The 17,312-nt window shown below is 71.9% G+C and carries 12 protein-coding genes; 11 read left to right on the top strand and 1 reads right to left on the bottom strand.

Annotation, left to right across the window (positions count from 1 at the left end):
* Positions 1-8 precede the first annotated feature (8 nt).
* From ACWCQS_RS42370 to ACWCQS_RS42380, 3 genes are all read left to right on the top strand, one after another.
* Positions 9-212, top strand: a complete 204-nt coding sequence (locus ACWCQS_RS42370) for a DUF4244 domain-containing protein (RefSeq protein ID WP_451009461.1) — start codon at positions 9-11, stop codon at positions 210-212.
* A gap of 22 nt (positions 213-234) precedes the next feature.
* The gene (locus tag ACWCQS_RS42375) at positions 235-600 is read left to right on the top strand and encodes a TadE family type IV pilus minor pilin (RefSeq protein ID WP_451009462.1); all 366 of its coding nucleotides are present in this window, start codon (positions 235-237) and stop codon (positions 598-600) included.
* 143 nt (positions 601-743) lie between these two features.
* Positions 744-1,130, top strand: a complete 387-nt coding sequence (locus ACWCQS_RS42380) for an Rv3654c family TadE-like protein (protein WP_451009463.1) — start codon at positions 744-746, stop codon at positions 1,128-1,130.
* A gap of 31 nt (positions 1,131-1,161) precedes the next feature.
* On the opposite strand, the gene ACWCQS_RS42385 is transcribed toward ACWCQS_RS42380, so the two are convergent.
* Complete coding sequence (locus ACWCQS_RS42385) at positions 1,162-3,669, bottom strand: DEAD/DEAH box helicase (protein WP_451009464.1); 2,508 nt, start codon at positions 3,667-3,669, stop codon at positions 1,162-1,164.
* A 78-nt stretch (positions 3,670-3,747) separates the two neighbouring features.
* Here ACWCQS_RS42385 and bldG point away from each other — a divergent pair, with 78 nt between their 5' ends.
* The 8 genes from bldG (at position 3,748) to tmk (ending at position 17,310) form a co-directional block, all read left to right on the top strand.
* On the top strand, positions 3,748-4,089 hold the full coding sequence (bldG, locus tag ACWCQS_RS42390; protein ID WP_010986038.1) for an anti-sigma factor antagonist BldG: 342 nt from the start codon (positions 3,748-3,750) through the stop codon (positions 4,087-4,089).
* Between the two features lie 200 nt (positions 4,090-4,289).
* Positions 4,290-4,718, top strand: a complete 429-nt coding sequence (locus ACWCQS_RS42395) for an ATP-binding protein (protein ID WP_388623789.1) — start codon at positions 4,290-4,292, stop codon at positions 4,716-4,718.
* 268 nt (positions 4,719-4,986) lie between these two features.
* A complete protein-coding gene (locus tag ACWCQS_RS42400; protein ID WP_451009465.1) occupies positions 4,987-7,389 on the top strand; it encodes a sodium-translocating pyrophosphatase in 2,403 nt (800 codons plus the stop codon).
* Between the two features lie 231 nt (positions 7,390-7,620).
* The gene (locus tag ACWCQS_RS42405; protein WP_451009466.1) at positions 7,621-8,244 is read left to right on the top strand and encodes a small secreted protein; all 624 of its coding nucleotides are present in this window, start codon (positions 7,621-7,623) and stop codon (positions 8,242-8,244) included.
* A 314-nt stretch (positions 8,245-8,558) separates the two neighbouring features.
* Positions 8,559-10,088 (top strand): DUF7059 domain-containing protein, encoded by a 1,530-nt coding sequence (locus ACWCQS_RS42410; protein ID WP_451009467.1) that lies wholly within the window; start codon positions 8,559-8,561, stop codon positions 10,086-10,088.
* Between the two features lie 408 nt (positions 10,089-10,496).
* Positions 10,497-10,694 carry a hypothetical protein gene (locus tag ACWCQS_RS42415; RefSeq protein WP_451009468.1) on the top strand — a complete coding sequence of 66 codons (198 nt, stop codon included), beginning with the start codon at positions 10,497-10,499 and terminating at the stop codon, positions 10,692-10,694.
* A 268-nt stretch (positions 10,695-10,962) separates the two neighbouring features.
* Positions 10,963-13,794 (top strand): type I DNA topoisomerase, encoded by a 2,832-nt coding sequence (gene topA / locus ACWCQS_RS42420; protein ID WP_451009469.1) that lies wholly within the window; start codon positions 10,963-10,965, stop codon positions 13,792-13,794.
* Between the two features lie 204 nt (positions 13,795-13,998).
* On the top strand, positions 13,999-17,310 hold the full coding sequence (tmk, locus tag ACWCQS_RS42425; protein ID WP_451009470.1) for a dTMP kinase: 3,312 nt from the start codon (positions 13,999-14,001) through the stop codon (positions 17,308-17,310).
* Positions 17,311-17,312 lie beyond the last annotated feature (2 nt).

Below are 17,312 nucleotides of genomic sequence, written 5' to 3' on the forward strand. Positions count from 1 at the left end.
GGGTTGGAATGCACAGGAAGATCAAGGAAGCGGTGGCGGTACGGCTGCGCCGGAAGAGCCACGGGGACGCCGGAATGGTGACGTCCGAGTACGCGATGGGGATCATCGCTGCCGTCGGGTTCGCGTTGCTGCTCTATGAGGTCGTCACCAGCGGCCAGGTCCGGGCGGAGCTGCAGGACATCGTGAAGAAGGCCCTCAGTGAGCGGATGTGAGCGGGGGAGGGACCGGGGGTTCGTGACGGCGGAGGCAGCCGTGGTGCTGTGCGTGCTGGTGGCGTTCACGATGGCGCTGGTCTGGGGGCTGCTCGTGGTGGCCGCACAGATCCAGTGCGTGGACGCCGCCCGCATCGGCGCCCGGGCCGCCGCCCGTCAGGACCCGGCTGACGCCGTGGTGACGGTGACCCGGGAGGCCGCCCCGCGCGGCGCCCGGGTGACGGTCGGGCGCGAGGGTGATCAGGTACGGGTGACGGTGGTGGCCAGACCGCCGGTGCTGAGCGGACTGCCCTTCGAGGTGCGGGAGCAGGCCGTCGCACCGGCCGAGGAGACCGCGGCGACGGGGGCGACCGCAGAGACCGGGGCGACCGGGGAGGCGGAGCCGTGAGGCGAGGTGCGGTACGGGATCGGCGGCACTCGGATCGGGCGTCTGCTGGGCGGGGCCGGCAGCGCCCCGAGCGGGGGCCCGGCCCGGTGCGGAGCCGGCAGCGCTCCGACCGGGGTTCCGCCACCGTGTGGAGCCTGGGGGCGATGGCCGTGCTGTGTGCGGTGTTCGGCGCCGTGCTCGCGCTGGGCCAGGCCGTCGTCGTCCGGCACCGGGCGGCCGGCGGCGCGGATCTGGCGGCGCTCGCGGCGGCGGCCCACTGGGAGGAGGGCGGCGCGGCGGCCTGCGCGCGGGCCGAGCGGGTGGCGACGGCCCAGGGGGTACGAGTGGTGCGATGCGCGATCGTCGGCGAGACCTCGGACGTGACGGCGGCCTCGGGAAGAGGACCGTTCGCGGCGGAGGCTAGGGCCAGAGCGGGGCCGGCGGAACCGGTACCGGGCCGATCCGCACCGGGAAGAGCGGCGCCGGAAACCGCCCCCGCACCGGGAAGACCGGCGCCGAGACCCTCCGTACGGCAAGCCCCCACGCCGTAGAGCCCCCTGCCGAGCACACTCAAGGAGCCGGCTACTCCGCCGACTGTCCCCCCGCAGCCGGCGCCTCCGCCCCCCGTTCGTCCGGCTTCTCCTCCGGCGCCCCCCGCAACAGCACCGTGAGGAGCCGTACCGCGCCCCTCTTGTGCAGTGGGTCGTTGCCGTTGCCGCACTTGGGGGACTGGATGCAGGACGGGCAGCCGGCCTCGCACTCGCAGGAGGCGATGGCCTCGCGGGTGGCGGCGAGCCAGGTGCGGGCGGTGTGGAAGGCACGCTCGGCGAAGCCCGCTCCGCCGGGGTGGCCGTCGTACACGAAGACCGTGGGCAGCAGGGTGTCCGGGTGCAGCGGGATCGACACGCCGCCGATGTCCCAGCGGTCGCAGGTCGCGAAGAGGGGGAGCAGGCCGATGGAGGCGTGTTCGGCGGCGTGCAGGGAGCCGCCGAGGATCTCCGGGGTGATCCGGGCCTCGTCGAGCTGGTCGTCGGTGACGGTCCACCACACCGCGCGGGTGCGCAGGGTACGAGGAGGGAGGTCGAGTTTGCTCTCACCGAGCACTTCGCCGGTGATGAGCCGTCTGCGGAGGTAGGACACCACCTGGTTGGTGACCTCGACCGAGCCGTAGCAGAGGCGGCCGGCGCCCCAGGGGATCTCGGTGTCGGTCTCCAGGATGGAGATGGAGGTGGTGTCGCGGGCGACCGTGGAGTACGGCGGGTCGGCCTGCTCGACCAGGGCGACCGAGTCCTCCAGGTCCAGCTGGCGCACCAGGTAGGTGCGGCCCTGGTGGAGATGGACGGCGCCCTCGTGGACTGTGGAGTGCGCGGCGCCCGCGTCGACCGTGCCGAGCAGGCGGCCCGTGCCGGACTCGACGATCTGCACCGGGCGCCCGCCTGCGCCGCGGATGTCGGTCAGGTCGGCGGCCCGCTCCCGGCGTGTCCAGTGCCAGGCCTTCGTCCGCCGGCGCAGCAGCTTCGCGGCCTCCAGCTGCGGCAGCACGTCCGCGCAGGCGGGGCCGAAGAGGTCCAGGTCCTCTTCGGTCAGCGGGAGTTCCGCGGCGGCGGCGCACAGGTGCGGGGCGAGCACGTAGGGGTTGTCGGGGTCGAGGACGGTGGACTCCACCGGCTGGTCGAACAGGGCCTCGGGGTGGTGGACCAGGAAGGTGTCCAGCGGGTCGTCGCGGGCCACCAGCACCGCGAGGGCGCCCTGTCCGGTACGGCCCGCGCGGCCCGCCTGCTGCCACAGAGAGGCGCGCGTGCCCGGGTAACCGGCAATGACCACCGCGTCCAGGCCGGAGACGTCCACACCGAGCTCCAGGGCCGTCGTGGCGGCCAGCCCGAGGAGCTCGCCGGAGTGCAGGGCGCGCTCCAGGGCGCGGCGCTCCTCGGGGAGGTAGCCGCCGCGGTAGGCCGCGACACGCCGGACCAGGGAGCGGTCGACCTCGGCCAGCTTCTCCTGGGCGATCACCGAGATCAGCTCGGCGCCGCGCCGGGACCGCACGAAGGCCACCGAGCGCACGCCCTGCACGGTGAGGTCGGTCAGCAGATCGGCGGTCTCGGCGGTGGCGGTCCGCCGTACGGGTGCGCCCTTCTCGCCGTGCAACTCGGTGAGCGGGGGCTCCCACAGGGCGAAGACCAGCTCACCGCGGGGAGAGGCGTCGTCGGCGACCTCGGTCACCGGCAGGCCGGTCAGCCGGCGGGCGGCTACGGCGGGCTCGGCGGCGGTCGCCGAGGCCAGCAGGAAGACGGGCGAGGCGCCGTACCGGGCGCACAGGCGGCGCAGCCGGCGCAGCACCTGGGCGACGTGTGAGCCGAAGACGCCCCGGTAGGTGTGGCACTCGTCGATGACGACGTACTTGAGGGATTTCAGGAAGGAGGACCAGCGCGGGTGGGAGGGGAGTATCCCGCGGTGCAGCATGTCGGGGTTGGTGAGGACGTAGTTGGCGTACTGGCGGATCCACTCCCGTTCCTCGAACGGGGTGTCGCCGTCGTACACGGCCGGGCGCACCGAGGTGCTGAGCGGCTGTGAAAGTTCCTTCACCGACCGGAACTGGTCCGCCGCAAGTGCCTTGGTGGGGGCGAGGTACAGGGCGGTGGCCCCTCGGCCGTTCGGCGCCTCGGAACCGTCCATAAGGGTGGACAGGACGGGCACGAGGTACGCGAGGGACTTGCCGGAGGCGGTGCCGGTGGCGACGACCACCGAGTCGCCGTCCAGGGCGTGCTCGGCGGCCAGCGCCTGGTGCGCCCAGGGGTGTTCGATGCCGCACGCCTGGACGGCCGCGATCACCTCGGACCGGATTCGGTCAGGCCAGACGGCATGGCGGCCCGCGCGCGGGGGCAAGTGCTCCGTATGAGTGATGCGCGCAGACCGGCTCGGCCCGGAGGCGAGCCGGTCGAGGACCGCGCCCGGAGACGGGCGGGACGCCGGGTTCGCCGGGGATCGATCGGATCGGTGATTCTTGGCCATCGGCACCGAGTGTGTCACTGGCGTGACGGACAATGGAGCCAAGGCGTCGTGCACGCCTGCCGGTAAGTGATTGAATGCCATCGCGGCTGGCGATGCGTCCCGGGGGCCGCCGAGGTGTCCCGAGGGGCGTCCGCTCGATAGCAAGGTGCTGGAGGATCCGTGGACCTGTCCCTGTCGACCCGTACCGTCGGCGATCGTACGGTCGTCGAGGTCGGTGGCGAAATCGATGTATACACCGCGCCCAAGCTGCGCGAGCAGCTGGTCGAGCTGGTGAACGACGGCAATTTCCACCTCGTCGTCGACATGGAGGGCGTGGACTTCCTCGACTCCACCGGGCTCGGCGTGCTGGTCGGCGGCCTCAAGCGAGTGCGTGCCCACGAGGGCTCGCTGCGCCTGGTCTGCAACCAGGAGCGCATTCTGAAGATCTTCCGTATCACCGGCCTCACCAAGGTGTTCCCGATCCACACCTCGGTCGAGGAAGCGGTGGCGGCCACCGACTGACCCTGGACCGGTCACCGGCGCCGGGCTCCCTTGGAGTCCGGTCGCCGGCCGGTCACGTCCGGCTCGCTGCGTTCGCGGCCGGTTCGTCGACCGGGTCCTTCCCGGGCTTCGAAGCGGCCCGGGCACAGAAGCACAGCAGGGGGTGCGGGCTCTCGGCGGCCCCGCCCCCGACCGCACGCCCGTAGTCGCGAGGGGGATGCATGGCCACCGTTGAACTCCGCTTCAGCGCGCTGCCCGAGCACGTCCGGACCGCCCGGTTGGTGGCGGCCGCGGTGGCACGCAGGGCCGGAGTGGACGAGGCCGTCCTGGACGAGGTCCGGCTCGCCGTCGGCGAGGCCTGCTCCCGTGCTGTCGGACTGCACCAGAGCAGCGGCATCACCGCGCCCGTGAAGGTGGCGCTGATCGAAGAGGAGAAACAGTTCTCCATCGAGGTCGGCGACGAGGCGCCGCACGCGGCCCCTGGCGACACGCCCGGAGCCGGAGACGGCGAGGCGGAGGTCGAGGAGGACGAGATGGGCCTCGCGGTCATCAGTGGCCTCGTCGACGACGTCCAGGTCACCACCGGACACGACGGCGGCCTGATCCGTATGACCTGGCCGACCGCACCCCCGGCCACGGCGCTGGTCTGAGCGCTGCCGTACCACTTGACGAGGGCCCTGCCTGGCAGGGCCCTCGGTGTTTTTCCAGCGTGCGGGGCACCCGAGCGAATTCGTGAAGGAATTCACGATCAAAGAATGCCCTCGGGGCATTACTCCATTCGGGTTGTCGGGGCGGGATCTCGATCATTTACTGATGAGTCGGTGGAGGAGAATTCCGTTTACCGCGCTCTGTTTAGATCACACTGAGGTACCTAGAATCCCCACATCTTGAGCTCAGCCCAAGCGTCAAGGAGGACGAATGGCGGGGCTTTCTACCCCTCAATCGGGTCACCCCACATCCCTCGCAGCCGCAGTCCTGACCGCCGACAACCGGATCATCGTGGCCGTCATCGCGGCGGTCGCCCTGGCCGCGCTGGTGGTGGCGGGGATCCTGGTGCGCCAGGTGCTGGCGGCGGGCGAGGGCACCGACAGCATGAAGCGGATCGCCGAGGCGGTCCAGGAAGGCGCGAAGGCGTACCTCGCCCGGCAGTTGCGCACGCTCGGCGTATTCGCCGTCGTCGTCTTCTTCCTGCTCATGCTGCTGCCCGCGGACGACTGGAATCAGCGTGCCGGACGTTCGGTGTTCTTCCTGATCGGAGCGGCGTTCTCGGCGGCCACCGGCTATATCGGCATGTGGCTCGCCGTGCGCAGCAATGTCAGGGTCGCCGCGGCGGCCCGGGAAGCCACACCGGCACCGGGCGAACCGCAAAAGGATCTCACCACCGTCTCGCACACCGCGATGAAGATCGCATTTCGCACGGGCGGCGTCGTCGGCATGTTCACGGTGGGGCTCGGCCTGCTGGGCGCCTCCTGCGTGGTGCTGGTGTACGCGGCCGACGCTCCGAAGGTGCTGGAGGGCTTCGGCCTCGGCGCCGCCCTGATCGCCATGTTCATGCGTGTGGGCGGCGGCATCTTCACCAAGGCCGCCGACGTCGGCGCCGACCTGGTCGGCAAGGTCGAACAGGGCATTCCGGAGGACGACCCACGCAATGCCGCGACCATCGCCGACAATGTGGGCGACAACGTCGGCGACTGCGCGGGCATGGCGGCCGACCTCTTCGAGTCGTACGCCGTGACCCTGGTGGCCGCCCTGATCCTCGGCAAGGCCGCCTTCGGCAACTCCGGACTCGCCTTCCCGCTGCTCGTGCCCGCCATCGGCGTCCTCACTGCGATGATCGGCATCTTCGCGGTCGCCCCGCGGCGCGCCGACCGCAGCGGCATGACGGCCATCAACCGCGGCTTCTTCATCTCCGCGGTGATCTCGCTCGCGCTGGTCGCGATCGCCGTCTTCGTCTACCTGCCCTCGAAGTACTCCGCTCTGCACGGTGTGACGGACGCAGCGATCAGGGGCAAGGCCGGCGACCCGCGGATCCTGGCCCTGGTCGCGGTGGCGATCGGCATTCTGCTCGCCGCCGTCATCCAGCAGCTGACCGGCTACTTCACCGAGACCAACCGCCGCCCGGTCCGGGACATCGGCAAGACCTCCCTCACCGGACCGGCCACCGTCGTCCTGTCCGGCATCTCGGTCGGTCTGGAATCCGCCGTCTACACCGCGCTGCTCATCGGGCTCGGTGTGTACGGCGCGTTCCTGCTCGGCGGTACGTCGATCATGCTCGCGTTGTTCGCGGTCGCGCTGGCCGGCACCGGCCTGCTCACCACGGTCGGCGTGATCGTCGCCATGGACACCTTCGGTCCGGTCTCCGACAACGCACAGGGCATCGCCGAGATGTCCGGCGACGTCGAGGGCGCGGGCGCGCAGGTGCTCACCAACCTGGACGCGGTCGGCAACACCACCAAGGCCATCACCAAGGGCATCGCCATCGCCACCGCCGTCCTCGCCGCGTCGGCGCTGTTCGGGTCGTACCGCGACGCGATCACCACCAACGTGCAGAACGTCGGGGTGAAACTCACCGGGCCGGGCGCGCCGCTGAGTCTGTCCCTGGACATCTCGCAGCCCAGCAACCTCGTCGGCCTCATCGCGGGCGCGGCGGTCGTCTTCCTCTTCTCCGGACTGGCCATCAACGCCGTCTCGCGGTCGGCCGGTTCGGTGGTGTTCGAGGTGCGGCGGCAGTTCCGCGAGAAGCCCGGGATCATGGACTTCACCGAGAAGCCCGAGTACGGCAAGGTCGTCGACATCTGCACCAAGGACGCCCTGCGCGAGCTGGCCACACCAGGTCTGCTCGCCGTCATGGCGCCGATCTTCATCGGGTTCACGCTCGGCGTCGGCTCGCTGGGCTCCTATCTCGCCGGCGCGATCGGCGCGGGCACGCTGATGGCGGTGTTCCTCGCCAACTCCGGCGGCGCCTGGGACAACGCCAAGAAGCTGGTGGAGGACGGCCACCACGGCGGCAAGGGCAGCGAGGCCCACGCCGCCACGGTGATCGGCGACACCGTCGGCGACCCCTTCAAGGACACCGCGGGACCGGCGATCAACCCGCTGCTGAAGGTCATGAACCTGGTGTCGCTGCTCATCGCGCCCGCGGTGATCAAGTTCTCCTACGGCAGCGACAAGAGCATCGGCGTACGGATCGCGATCGCGATCCTCGCGCTCGCCGTGATCGTCGTCGCCGTGTACGTCTCCAAGCGGCGCGGCATCGCCGTCGGCGACGACGAGAGCGCTGAGCGGGTCTCCAACTCACCGAACACGGCGGTGGTTTCCTAGATCTTCCGGGAAGGCCCTGCTCAACGGGCGGGCGGACGGCGCGTGCTGACGTGCCGCCCGCCCGCTTCCGTCTGTGGCGCTGCTGCGGGCGTGTCTGTGGGCGCGGCTGTGGGCTCGCCCACGTGGTGAGCCTTCTCTCGCATGGTGCAAAGGGTCACAAAGGGATCCTTAGGGGGCTTTCGGGGTGCGGAGGGTGTGGGTCCGCCGTGTAGGGTCCGTGGGCCGAGAGCCATGGAAGGGACCAATCCGGTGAACAAGAAGCTCGCGGCCGCACTGTCCGGCGGTGCGGTACTGGTGGTGGCGCTGTCGGGATGCACCAGCAGCGGCGGTGACAAGGGACCCGACCCCAAGCTGGTCGCCTGGGCCAAGTCGGTGTGTGACGCGGTGCCCGCGCAGGACGCGAAGATCAAGGCGGCGAACGCGGCGATCAGTACGACGGCCGCCGACACCGCCAAGCCCGAGACCCTCCAGAAGACGGACTCGCAGGCCTTCCAGGACATGGCCGACGGCTACAAGGCGATAGCCGCCGCCGTCAGCGGCGCGGGTGCGCCTCCCGGTGTCCAGGACGGCGCCAAGCGGCTCCAGGACGTCGTGAAGAGCTTCAACGGCCTCTCCGCCTCCTACGCCGGCCTGAAGAAGCAGGTCGACGCGCTGAACACCAAGGACCAGGCCAAGTTCGCCTCGGGTCTGCACGACATCGCGGTGCAGATGACTGACCTGGAGAAGCAGCACCAGAGCGGCACCGACGCGCTGGAGAAGCTCCAGCAGGGCGACGTCAAGAACGCCATCGCCCAGCAGGCCAGCTGCAAGAAGGTCGCCGCAACGGCTTCGTCGTCCTCGCCGTCGACGGGCTGACCCGGATGGCGGCCGGCGGCTGCAGCTGACGGGACGACAGCCCGCGGCTGCGGCTGACTGATCACGATCGGGGCAACACGGTCGCGGACCACGGCCTCGGCTGCACGGTTCGGCCCGCGGAACGGAAGGCCGGCTCGCGAGCCCCGCTCGGGCCGTCGGCAGCGTATCCCGGGGCGGCGTGCGCCGGTTGCGGGCCAGGTCCCGTCGTCGGCCGCCGCCGTCCGGCGGGCTGTGGCCCGGCCGGGTCCCGAGGCGTGCCGGGGCCCAGCCGTGGGGCGTGCTGAGGCCGCGTCCGGGAGGGGCCGCGGGCCACAATGGGGGGTGTGACTGACTCCGGACTCGCTTCCCTGCCCGCTTCCGACCGGCCCGACAGCGCCGCGCGCCTGCGTGCGGCGCTGCTGGCCGCCTCCTTCACCGCCGACGGGCTGCTCGACCTGCTCGGCGCCCCCGCCTACGCGGCGCTGGCCCGCAGCGAGACCGTGCCCGCACTGAGGGCGACCCGTGGCGACACGCCGCTGGAGACGCTCGTAAGGCTGTTCCTGCTCCAGCAACCGGTGCCGTACACGCGCGTGGCGGCCGTTCTGCCGGCCGAGGAGGCGCTGGAAGCCGGGTGGCTCACGCGCGTGGGCGGCGACGAGGTGGCCGCCACCGTGGACGTACGGCCCTACGGCGGTCCCGGCGGCGAGGACTGGTTCATCGTCTCCGACCTGGGCTGCGCGGTCGGCGGAGCCGGCGGGATCGGGCAGCGCGACGAGGGCGTCGTACTTGGCGTCGGCGGTGCCTCCACGACACTCGCCGGCATTACCGTCCGTACGCCGGTCGCGTCCGCCCTGGACCTCGGCACCGGCTCCGGCATCCAGGCGCTGCACGCCGCCCAGCACGCCACGCGCGTGACGGCGACCGACCTCAACCCGCGCGCGCTGCACATCACCGCGCTCACGCTCGCGCTCTCCGCCGCCCCCGCCGCCGACCTGCGCGAGGGCTCGCTGTTCGAACCGGTGCGGGACGACGAGACCTTCGACCTGATCGTCTCCAACCCGCCCTTCGTCATCTCGCCCGGCGCCCGCCTCACGTACCGGGACGGTGGCATGGGCGGGGACGATCTGTGCCGCTCGCTCGTTCAACAGGCGGGGGAACGGCTGAACGAGGGCGGGTTCGCGCAGTTCCTCGCCAACTGGCAGCACGTGGCAGGGGAGGACTGGCAGGACAGACTCAGGTCGTGGGTGCCGCGCGGGTGCGATGCCTGGATCGTGCAGCGCGAGGTACAGGACGTCACGCAGTACGCCGAGCTGTGGCTGAGGGACGCCGGTGACCACCGCGGGGACCCGGCGGAGTACCAGGCGCGCTACGACGCCTGGCTCGACGAGTTCGAGGCGCGCAAGGTCAAGGCGGTCGGCTTCGGCTGGATCACCCTGCGCCGGACCGGTTCCGCCGAGCCCGTCGTCACGGTGGAGGAGTGGCCGCACCCGGTCGAACAGCCTCTCGGGGACACGATCCGGGCGCACTTCGAGCGTCTCGACTATCTCCGGGAGCACGACGACGCGGCACTGCTCGACAGCCACTTCAGGCTTGCCGCCGAGGTGGTCCAGGAGCAGGTCGGGCTGCCCGGTGCCGAGGACCCCGAGCATGTGGTGCTGCGCCAGCACCGCGGGATGCGCCGGGCCACGAAGGTGGACACCGTCGGGGCCGGGTTCGCGGGCGTCTGCGACGGCACACTGAGCGCGGGCCGCATCCTGGACGCCATCGCCCAGCTCATGCAGGAGGACCCGGTGGTGCTCCGCGACCGCACGCCCGCGCAGATCCGCCTGCTGGTGGAGCAGGGCTTCCTCGACCCGGCGCGCTGACCGAGCGTGCGGGTGACAGGGCTGCGGCGGCTGGTCCGGCCGTGCGGCGGGGCTACGGCGGCTTGGGTCGCCTGAAGTACGCCGGGTACCGGCGCGGTCGTAGCCGTCTCCCGATGCCCTCGTGGCCGCGCCCGGATCATCGTCGTATGCCGGTGGCACGGGCCGGCGCGAACCCGTTCCGGGGTGCCGTGACGCGTCCATGCCGCTGCCATGACGCGCCGACGCCGGGAAAACGGCCGGAAAAATATGGCTGCCGGATCGGTCAAGGTCTCTATTCGGTCATGTGTGCGATATCGTGCCGGCTGGTCGTTCACCCTGATGTCGCCCGCCCGTCCCTCACTCGTCTCCCGTGCGTGCCAGTCTCCGGGCGCGGGCAGAACCGGACGGCGCGGAAGGGGTGGGCGGGGGATGGAGAGCGGGCCGGCGATCTTCGCGGGAGCGGTGTTCGCCCTGTTCGGAGGCGCCCTGCTGGCCTGGACCGGCACCCGCCTCAGGCGCCGCGAGCCGGTGGCCCACGGTGTGAACCAGGTCGCATCGGCGGCCCTCGCGAGCGTGGCTGGGACGGTCGCGCTGGGCCTCGGTGTGTACTGCCTGACCCGCCTCTGACATCGGCAGGCGTGCGGCGGTGAGAGTGCCGCGGAAGTAAGGGGAGCGTCACGCTCCGGACATGCCTCGAGTGGGTACCCGGTAGTCCGGGCGGCAGGAATGGCGGTAGTCGGGTTACCGTTCGAGTGGCCGTTGTGGGCTTTTCCCGTTTGACACGGGGGCGGGATGTACCGTCACACTCCGCAGCGTCACACGTGCCAGCAGTACGCCGCGACCCCGGGAGGAAGCCCTGGGGAGGCCCCAGCGTCGACCGGAGAGAAGAGCGAAGTTGTCCCCGACCAGCGAGACCGCACAGGGCGGCCGCCGACTCGTCATCGTCGAGTCGCCTGCCAAGGCGAAGACGATCAAGGGCTACCTCGGCCCCGGCTACGTCGTCGAAGCGAGCGTCGGGCACATCCGCGACCTCCCCAACGGCGCCGCGGAGGTGCCCGAGAAGTACACCGGCGAGGTGCGCCGCCTCGGTGTGGACGTCGACCATGACTTCCAGCCGATCTATGTGATCAACGCCGACAAGAAGGCGCAGGTCAAGAAGCTCAAGGACCTGCTGAAGGACTCCGACGAGCTCTTCCTCGCCACCGATGAGGACCGGGAGGGCGAGGCGATCGCCTGGCACCTCCAGGAGGTCCTCAAGCCGAAGATCCCGGTCAAGCGGATGGTCTTCCACGAGATCACCAAGGACGCGATCCGCGAGGCCGTCGCCAACCCGCGCCAGCTCAACCAGAAGCTCGTCGACGCCCAGGAGACCCGCCGCATCCTCGACCGCCTCTACGGCTACGAGGTCTCGCCGGTCCTGTGGAAGAAGGTCATGCCGCGCCTGTCGGCCGGCCGCGTCCAGTCCGTCGCCACGCGTCTCGTCGTCGAGCGGGAACGCGAGCGCATCGCGTTTCGTTCTGCCGAGTACTGGGACCTGACGGGCACCTTCGCGACCGGCCGTGCGGGTGATACGTCGGACCCGTCGTCGCTGGTCGCCCGCCTCCAGACCGTCGACGGCAGGCGGATCGCGCAGGGCCGCGACTTCGACTCCCTGGGGCAGCTCAAGAGCGAGAACACCCTCCACCTCGACGAGGCGACCGCCCGCGCCCTCGCCGCCGCCCTGGAGAGCACGCGCTTCTCCGTGCGGTCCGTCGAGTCCAAGCCGTACCGCCGCTCGCCGTACGCCCCGTTCCGTACGACGACGCTGCAGCAGGAGGCCAGCCGCAAGCTCGGCTTCGGCGCGAAGGCGACCATGCAGATCGCGCAGAAGCTGTACGAGAACGGCTACATCACGTACATGCGTACGGACTCCACGACGCTGAGCGACACCGCGATCGCGGCCGCCCGCGCCCAGGTCACGCAGCTGTACGGCGCCGACTACCTGCCCCCGCAGCCGCGCACGTACGCCGCCAAGGTCAAGAACGCGCAGGAGGCCCACGAGGCGATCCGCCCCTCGGGTGATCGTTTCCGCACTCCCGCCGAGACCGGCCTGACCGGCGACCAGTTCAGGCTCTACGAGCTGATCTGGATGCGGACCGTCGCCTCCCAGATGAAGGACGCGACCGGTAACTCCGTGACCGTGAAGATCGGTGGCACCGCCGCCGACGGCCGGGACGTCGAGTTCAGCGCCTCCGGCAAGACGATCACCTTCCACGGCTTCCTGAAGGCCTACGTCGAGGGCGCCGACGACCCGAACGCCGAACTGGACGACCGCGAGCGCCGGCTGCCGCAGGTCGCCGAGGGCGACGCGCTGTCCGCCGAGGAGATCACGGTCGACGGCCACGCCACCAAGCCCCCGGCGCGCTACACCGAGGCCTCCCTGGTCAAGGAGCTGGAAGAGCGCGAGATCGGCCGCCCGTCGACGTACGCGTCGATCATCGGCACGATCCTCGACCGCGGCTACGTCTTCAAGAAGGGCACGGCACTCGTCCCGTCCTTCCTGTCCTTCGCCGTGGTCAACCTCCTGGAGAAGCACTTCGGGCGGCTCGTCGACTACGACTTCACCGCCAAGATGGAGGACGACCTCGACCGCATCGCGGCCGGCGAGGCCAGGGCCGTGCCGTGGCTGAAGCGCTTCTACTTCGGCGAAGGCACCGGTCACGGCGGCGCGGCCGAGGCGGGCAACGGCGACGGGGACCACCTCGGTGGCCTCAAGGAGCTGGTGACCGACCTGGGCGCCATCGATGCGCGCGAGGTGTCGTCGTTCCCGGTGGGCAACGGCATCGTGCTCCGCGTCGGCCGCTTCGGCCCCTACGTCGAGCGCGGCGAGAAGGGCACCGAGGAGTACCAGTCCCACGACGTCCCGGACGACCTGCCGCCGGACGAGCTGAACGTCGAGCTGGCCGAGGAACTGCTGGCCAAGCCCAGCGGTGACTTCGAGCTGGGCACCGACCCGGCCACCGGCCACCCGATCGTCGCGAAGGCCGGCCGCTACGGCCCGTACGTCACGGAGGTCCTCCCCGAGGGCACCCCGAAGACCGGCAAGAACGCGGTCAAGCCGCGCACGGCCTCGCTGTTCAAGTCCATGTCGCTCGACACGGTCACGCTCGAGGACGCGCTGAAGCTGATGTCGCTGCCGCGGATCGTCGGCACCGACGCCGACGGCCAGGAGATCACCGCGCAGAACGGCCGCTACGGCCCGTATCTGAAGAAGGGCACGGACTCGCGCTCGCTGCAGTCCGAGGACCAGCTCTTCACGATCACGCTGGAGGAGGCGCAGGCGATCTACGCCCAGCCCAAGCAGCGTGGCCGGGCCGCCGCCAAGCCGCCGCTGAAGGAGCTGGGTGAGGACCCGGTCTCCGGCAAGCCGGTCGTGGTCAAGGACGGCCGCTTCGGGCCGTACGTCACCGACGGCGAGACCAACGCGACCCTGCGCTCCGGCGACAGCGTCGAGGCGATCACCCCGGAGCGCGGCTTCGAGCTGCTCGCCGAGAAGCGTGCGAAGGCGCCCGCCAAGAAGACCGCCAAGAAGGCCCCGGCCAAGAAGGCGGCCCCGGCGAAGAAGACCGCCGCCAAGAAGACGGCGGCGAAGAAGACGACCGCGGCCGCGAAGAAGACCACGGCGAAGAAGACGACCGCCAAGAAAGCCACGGCTTCCAAGGCGACGGCTTCGGGCGCGGAGGACTGACTTCGGGCGCGGAGGACTGACCGCCGAGGCCTGAGCGCGCAGACCGAGCGCCGAGGCCTGATCAGCCTCCGCACTGCCGTTCGACTTCGCGAAGGCTCCGCCTCTGTATCACTTCGGTACGCCCCGGCATCACTTTGATGTCGGGGCGTGCGCATGCCAGGAGCGGCGGGGTGTGGTGTCGGTGCCTCCGGATAGGCTGAACGCATGACGCGAGCCGAGCAGCCAACGGCCACCACCACAGCACCGGACGACGCCCTGGTCGCGGACTCCCGCGAGCGCGCCGTCCGTTCCCTGCTGCGCCGACCCGAATTGCGACGCCTGTGGAGCGCGCAGCTGGTGAGCGGCGTCGGCGACACCCTCGCCCTCCTCGTCCTGGTCGTCCTCGCCCTCCAGGCGGCGATCGCCCAGGGCGCGTTCGGTGGTGGATACCGGGGCGTGGCGTTCGCAGTGGCGACGGTCTTCGCCGCGCGTGTCCTCGCCGCGCTGCTGTTCGGCGCGGTCCTCCTCGGCCCGCTGAACACGCTCACCGCCCAGGAGGGCCCGCTCGACCGCCGCTGGACCATGGTCGGCGCCGACGGCGTGCGCGCCGCGCTGCTGATCGTCGCGCCTCTGTGGATCGACTGGACCCCGGACAACGCACTGGCCGTCCTGCTGGTCACCGCCTTCGTCACCGGAGTCGCCGAGCGCCTGTGGACGGTCTGCCGGGAGAGCGCGGCTCCTGCCCTGCTGCCCGGCCCGCCCCCGGAGGGCGCCACCGTACGGCCGCTGCCGGACCACATGGACGCCCTGCGCCGCCTGTCGCTGCGCACCAGCTTCCTCGCCGTACCGCTGGCGGCCGCCGCGCTGGTCGCCGCCGGCCTGCTCAACAACCTGCTCGGCACCGGCGTGGCCTGGTTCGACCAGCACCACGCGGCCCTCGGGGCGTATGTGGCGGCGGGCCTGTTCGCCGCCTCCCTGTCCGTGCTGACCTTCCTCGACCTGCCCGACGTGCGCACCCCGCGCGCGCGGTCCCCGCTGGAGGGCCTGCGCCGCCCGCGCACCGGCACCGGCGTCGACAAGGGCCGTACGGGCGCGATCCCGCTGCTCGTCCCGGCCGCCGCCGCGGTCGCCGGAGCCATCGCGGCGGCCGTCTCGGTGTGCGTGCTGCACGCCACCGACCTGGGCGGTGGCCCGGTGCTGTACGGCCTGCTGGTGCTGGGCCTGACCGGCGGTGTCGCCGTCGGCATCCGTACGGCCCCCGCGCTGCTGCCCTCGCTGTCCCGCCGCCGGCTGCTCGCCCTCGCGATCGCCTTCACCGGCATCGCCCTGCTGGCCGCTGGTCTGGTCCCGGACGTCACCACGGTCCTGCTGATCGTCACGCTCGCCGGCGTCACCGCGGGCGTGGCCGCGAACACCGGGCACGCGCTGCTCGACCAGGAGACCGAGGACTACCGCCGGGGGCGCGTCACCGAGCACCTGCACGCGGTCGTGCGGGTCTTCGTGGCGCTCGGCGCGCTGATCGCGCCCGTGGCCGCCGGGCTCATCGGCCGGCACCGGCTGGAGAACGGCAAGTTCGTCTTCGCGCACGGCGGCGCCTCCTTCACGCTGATGCTGGTCGGCGCGCTGCTGCTGCCGGTGGCGGCGCTGGTGCTCGCCAAGGTCGACGACCGCTCCGGCATCCCGTTGCGCCAGGACCTCAAGGACGCGCTGCTCGGCGGCGACGACCCCGTCGAGGCACCGGCGGCGGGCGGCTTCTTCATCGTTCTGGAGGGCGGCGACGGCGCCGGAAAGTCCACCCAGGCCGAGGCCCTCGCCGAGTGGATCCGCGGCAAGGGCCACGAGGTCGTGCTCACCCGCGAGCCGGGGGCCACGCCCGTCGGCAAGCGGCTGCGCTCGATCCTGCTGGACGTCTCGTCGGCGGGCCTGTCGCATCGCGCGGAGGCGCTGCTGTACGCCGCCGACCGGGCCGAGCACGTCGACACCGTCGTACGCCCCGCGCTGGAGCGCGGCGCGGTGGTCATCTCCGACCGCTACATCGACTCGTCCGTCGCCTACCAGGGCGCCGGCCGCGATCTGTCCCCGACCGAGATCGCGCGCATCAACCGCTGGGCGACCAATGGGCTCGTCCCGCACCTGACCGTCCTGCTGGACGTCTCGCCGGAGACCGCCCGCGAGCGGTTCACCGAGGCGCCGGACCGGCTGGAGTCGGAGCCGGCGGAGTTCCACGCGCGCGTGCGGTCCGGCTTCCTCACGCTGGCCGCCGCCGACCCCGGCCGCTACCTGGTCGTGGACGCCGGCCAGGAGCCCGAGGCCGTCACCACGGTGATCCGGCACCGGCTCGACACCGTGCTGCCGCTGTCCGAGGCCGAGGTCAAGGCCCAGGAGGAGGCCCGGAAGAAGGCCGAGGAGGAGGCCCGCCGCAAGGCCGAAGAAGAGGCCGCGCGCAAGGCCGAGGAGGAGCGCCTGGAGCGCGAGCGCCAGGAGGAGCTGGCCCGGCTGCGCGCCGAGGAGGAGGAACGCAAGCGCCGCGAGCTGGAGGAGGCCCAGCGCCGCGAGGCCGAACGGCAGGCGGAGGAGGCCCGGCAGCGGGCCGCGGAGGCCGCCCGGCGTGCTGAGGAGGAGCGGCAGCGGCTGCTCGCCGAGGAGAAGGCCCGCGCCGAGGAGGAGGCCCGCCGCAGGGCCGAGGAGGAGCGGCGCCGCAAGCAGGCCGAGGAGGAGGCCCGGCTGCGCGCCGAGGAAGAGGCCCGGCAGGCCCGGCTGCGTGCCGAGGAGGAAGCGCGGCGCCTGGAGAAGCAGCGCAAGGCCGAGGAGGCGCTGCTGCGCGCCGAGGAGGCCCGTAGGCAGGCGACCGAGGCAGCGGCGGCGGCCGACATGGCGGCCCGCCGGTCCAGCACGCCCTTGCCGGCCGCGCCGGGCCCGGCCCCGGACGCGGCGACGGTTCCCACCCCAGTGGTCTCGCCCAGCCAGGGCGATCCGGGCACGCGCGGGGCGGCCACGGACGAGACGACGGTGCTGCGTCCGGTGCGCGAGGAGCGGGGCGACTCCGCCGAGAACGCCCAGGACGTCCAGGACGCCAAGGCTTCCGGCGCGTCCCACCCGGACTCCGAGGTGACCGCCGAGCTGCCGCAGCCTCCGGCGGCTCCGGGCGCCACGGACGAGACGGCGGTGCTGCCCCGGGTTCCGGGCGCGACGGACGAGACGGCGGTGCTGCCGCCGGTGGTTCCGGGTGCGGCTGACGAGACGGCCGTACTGCCGCCCGTACGGGATGACGCCCCCGCTGACCGGCTGCCGCCCGGCTTCTTCCGGGACGAGCGGTCCGCCGCGGGCCCCGACGGCTCCGAGGACCGTACGCGCGAGATGCCGCAGATCGACGCCGACGGCACCCCTCGCCGCCGGCCGCGTCCCGACTGGGCCGAGGAGACCCCGCTGGACGACCTGCCGTCGCTGGCGGACGAACTGCTGGGGTCCTACGACGAGCGGGAGCACGGCGACCACGACGAGGAGCAGGGCCGCAGGGGCCGGGGCCGCCGCGGCTGACG

It is taken from the genome of Streptomyces sp. NPDC002076 (genome assembly GCF_053593835.1).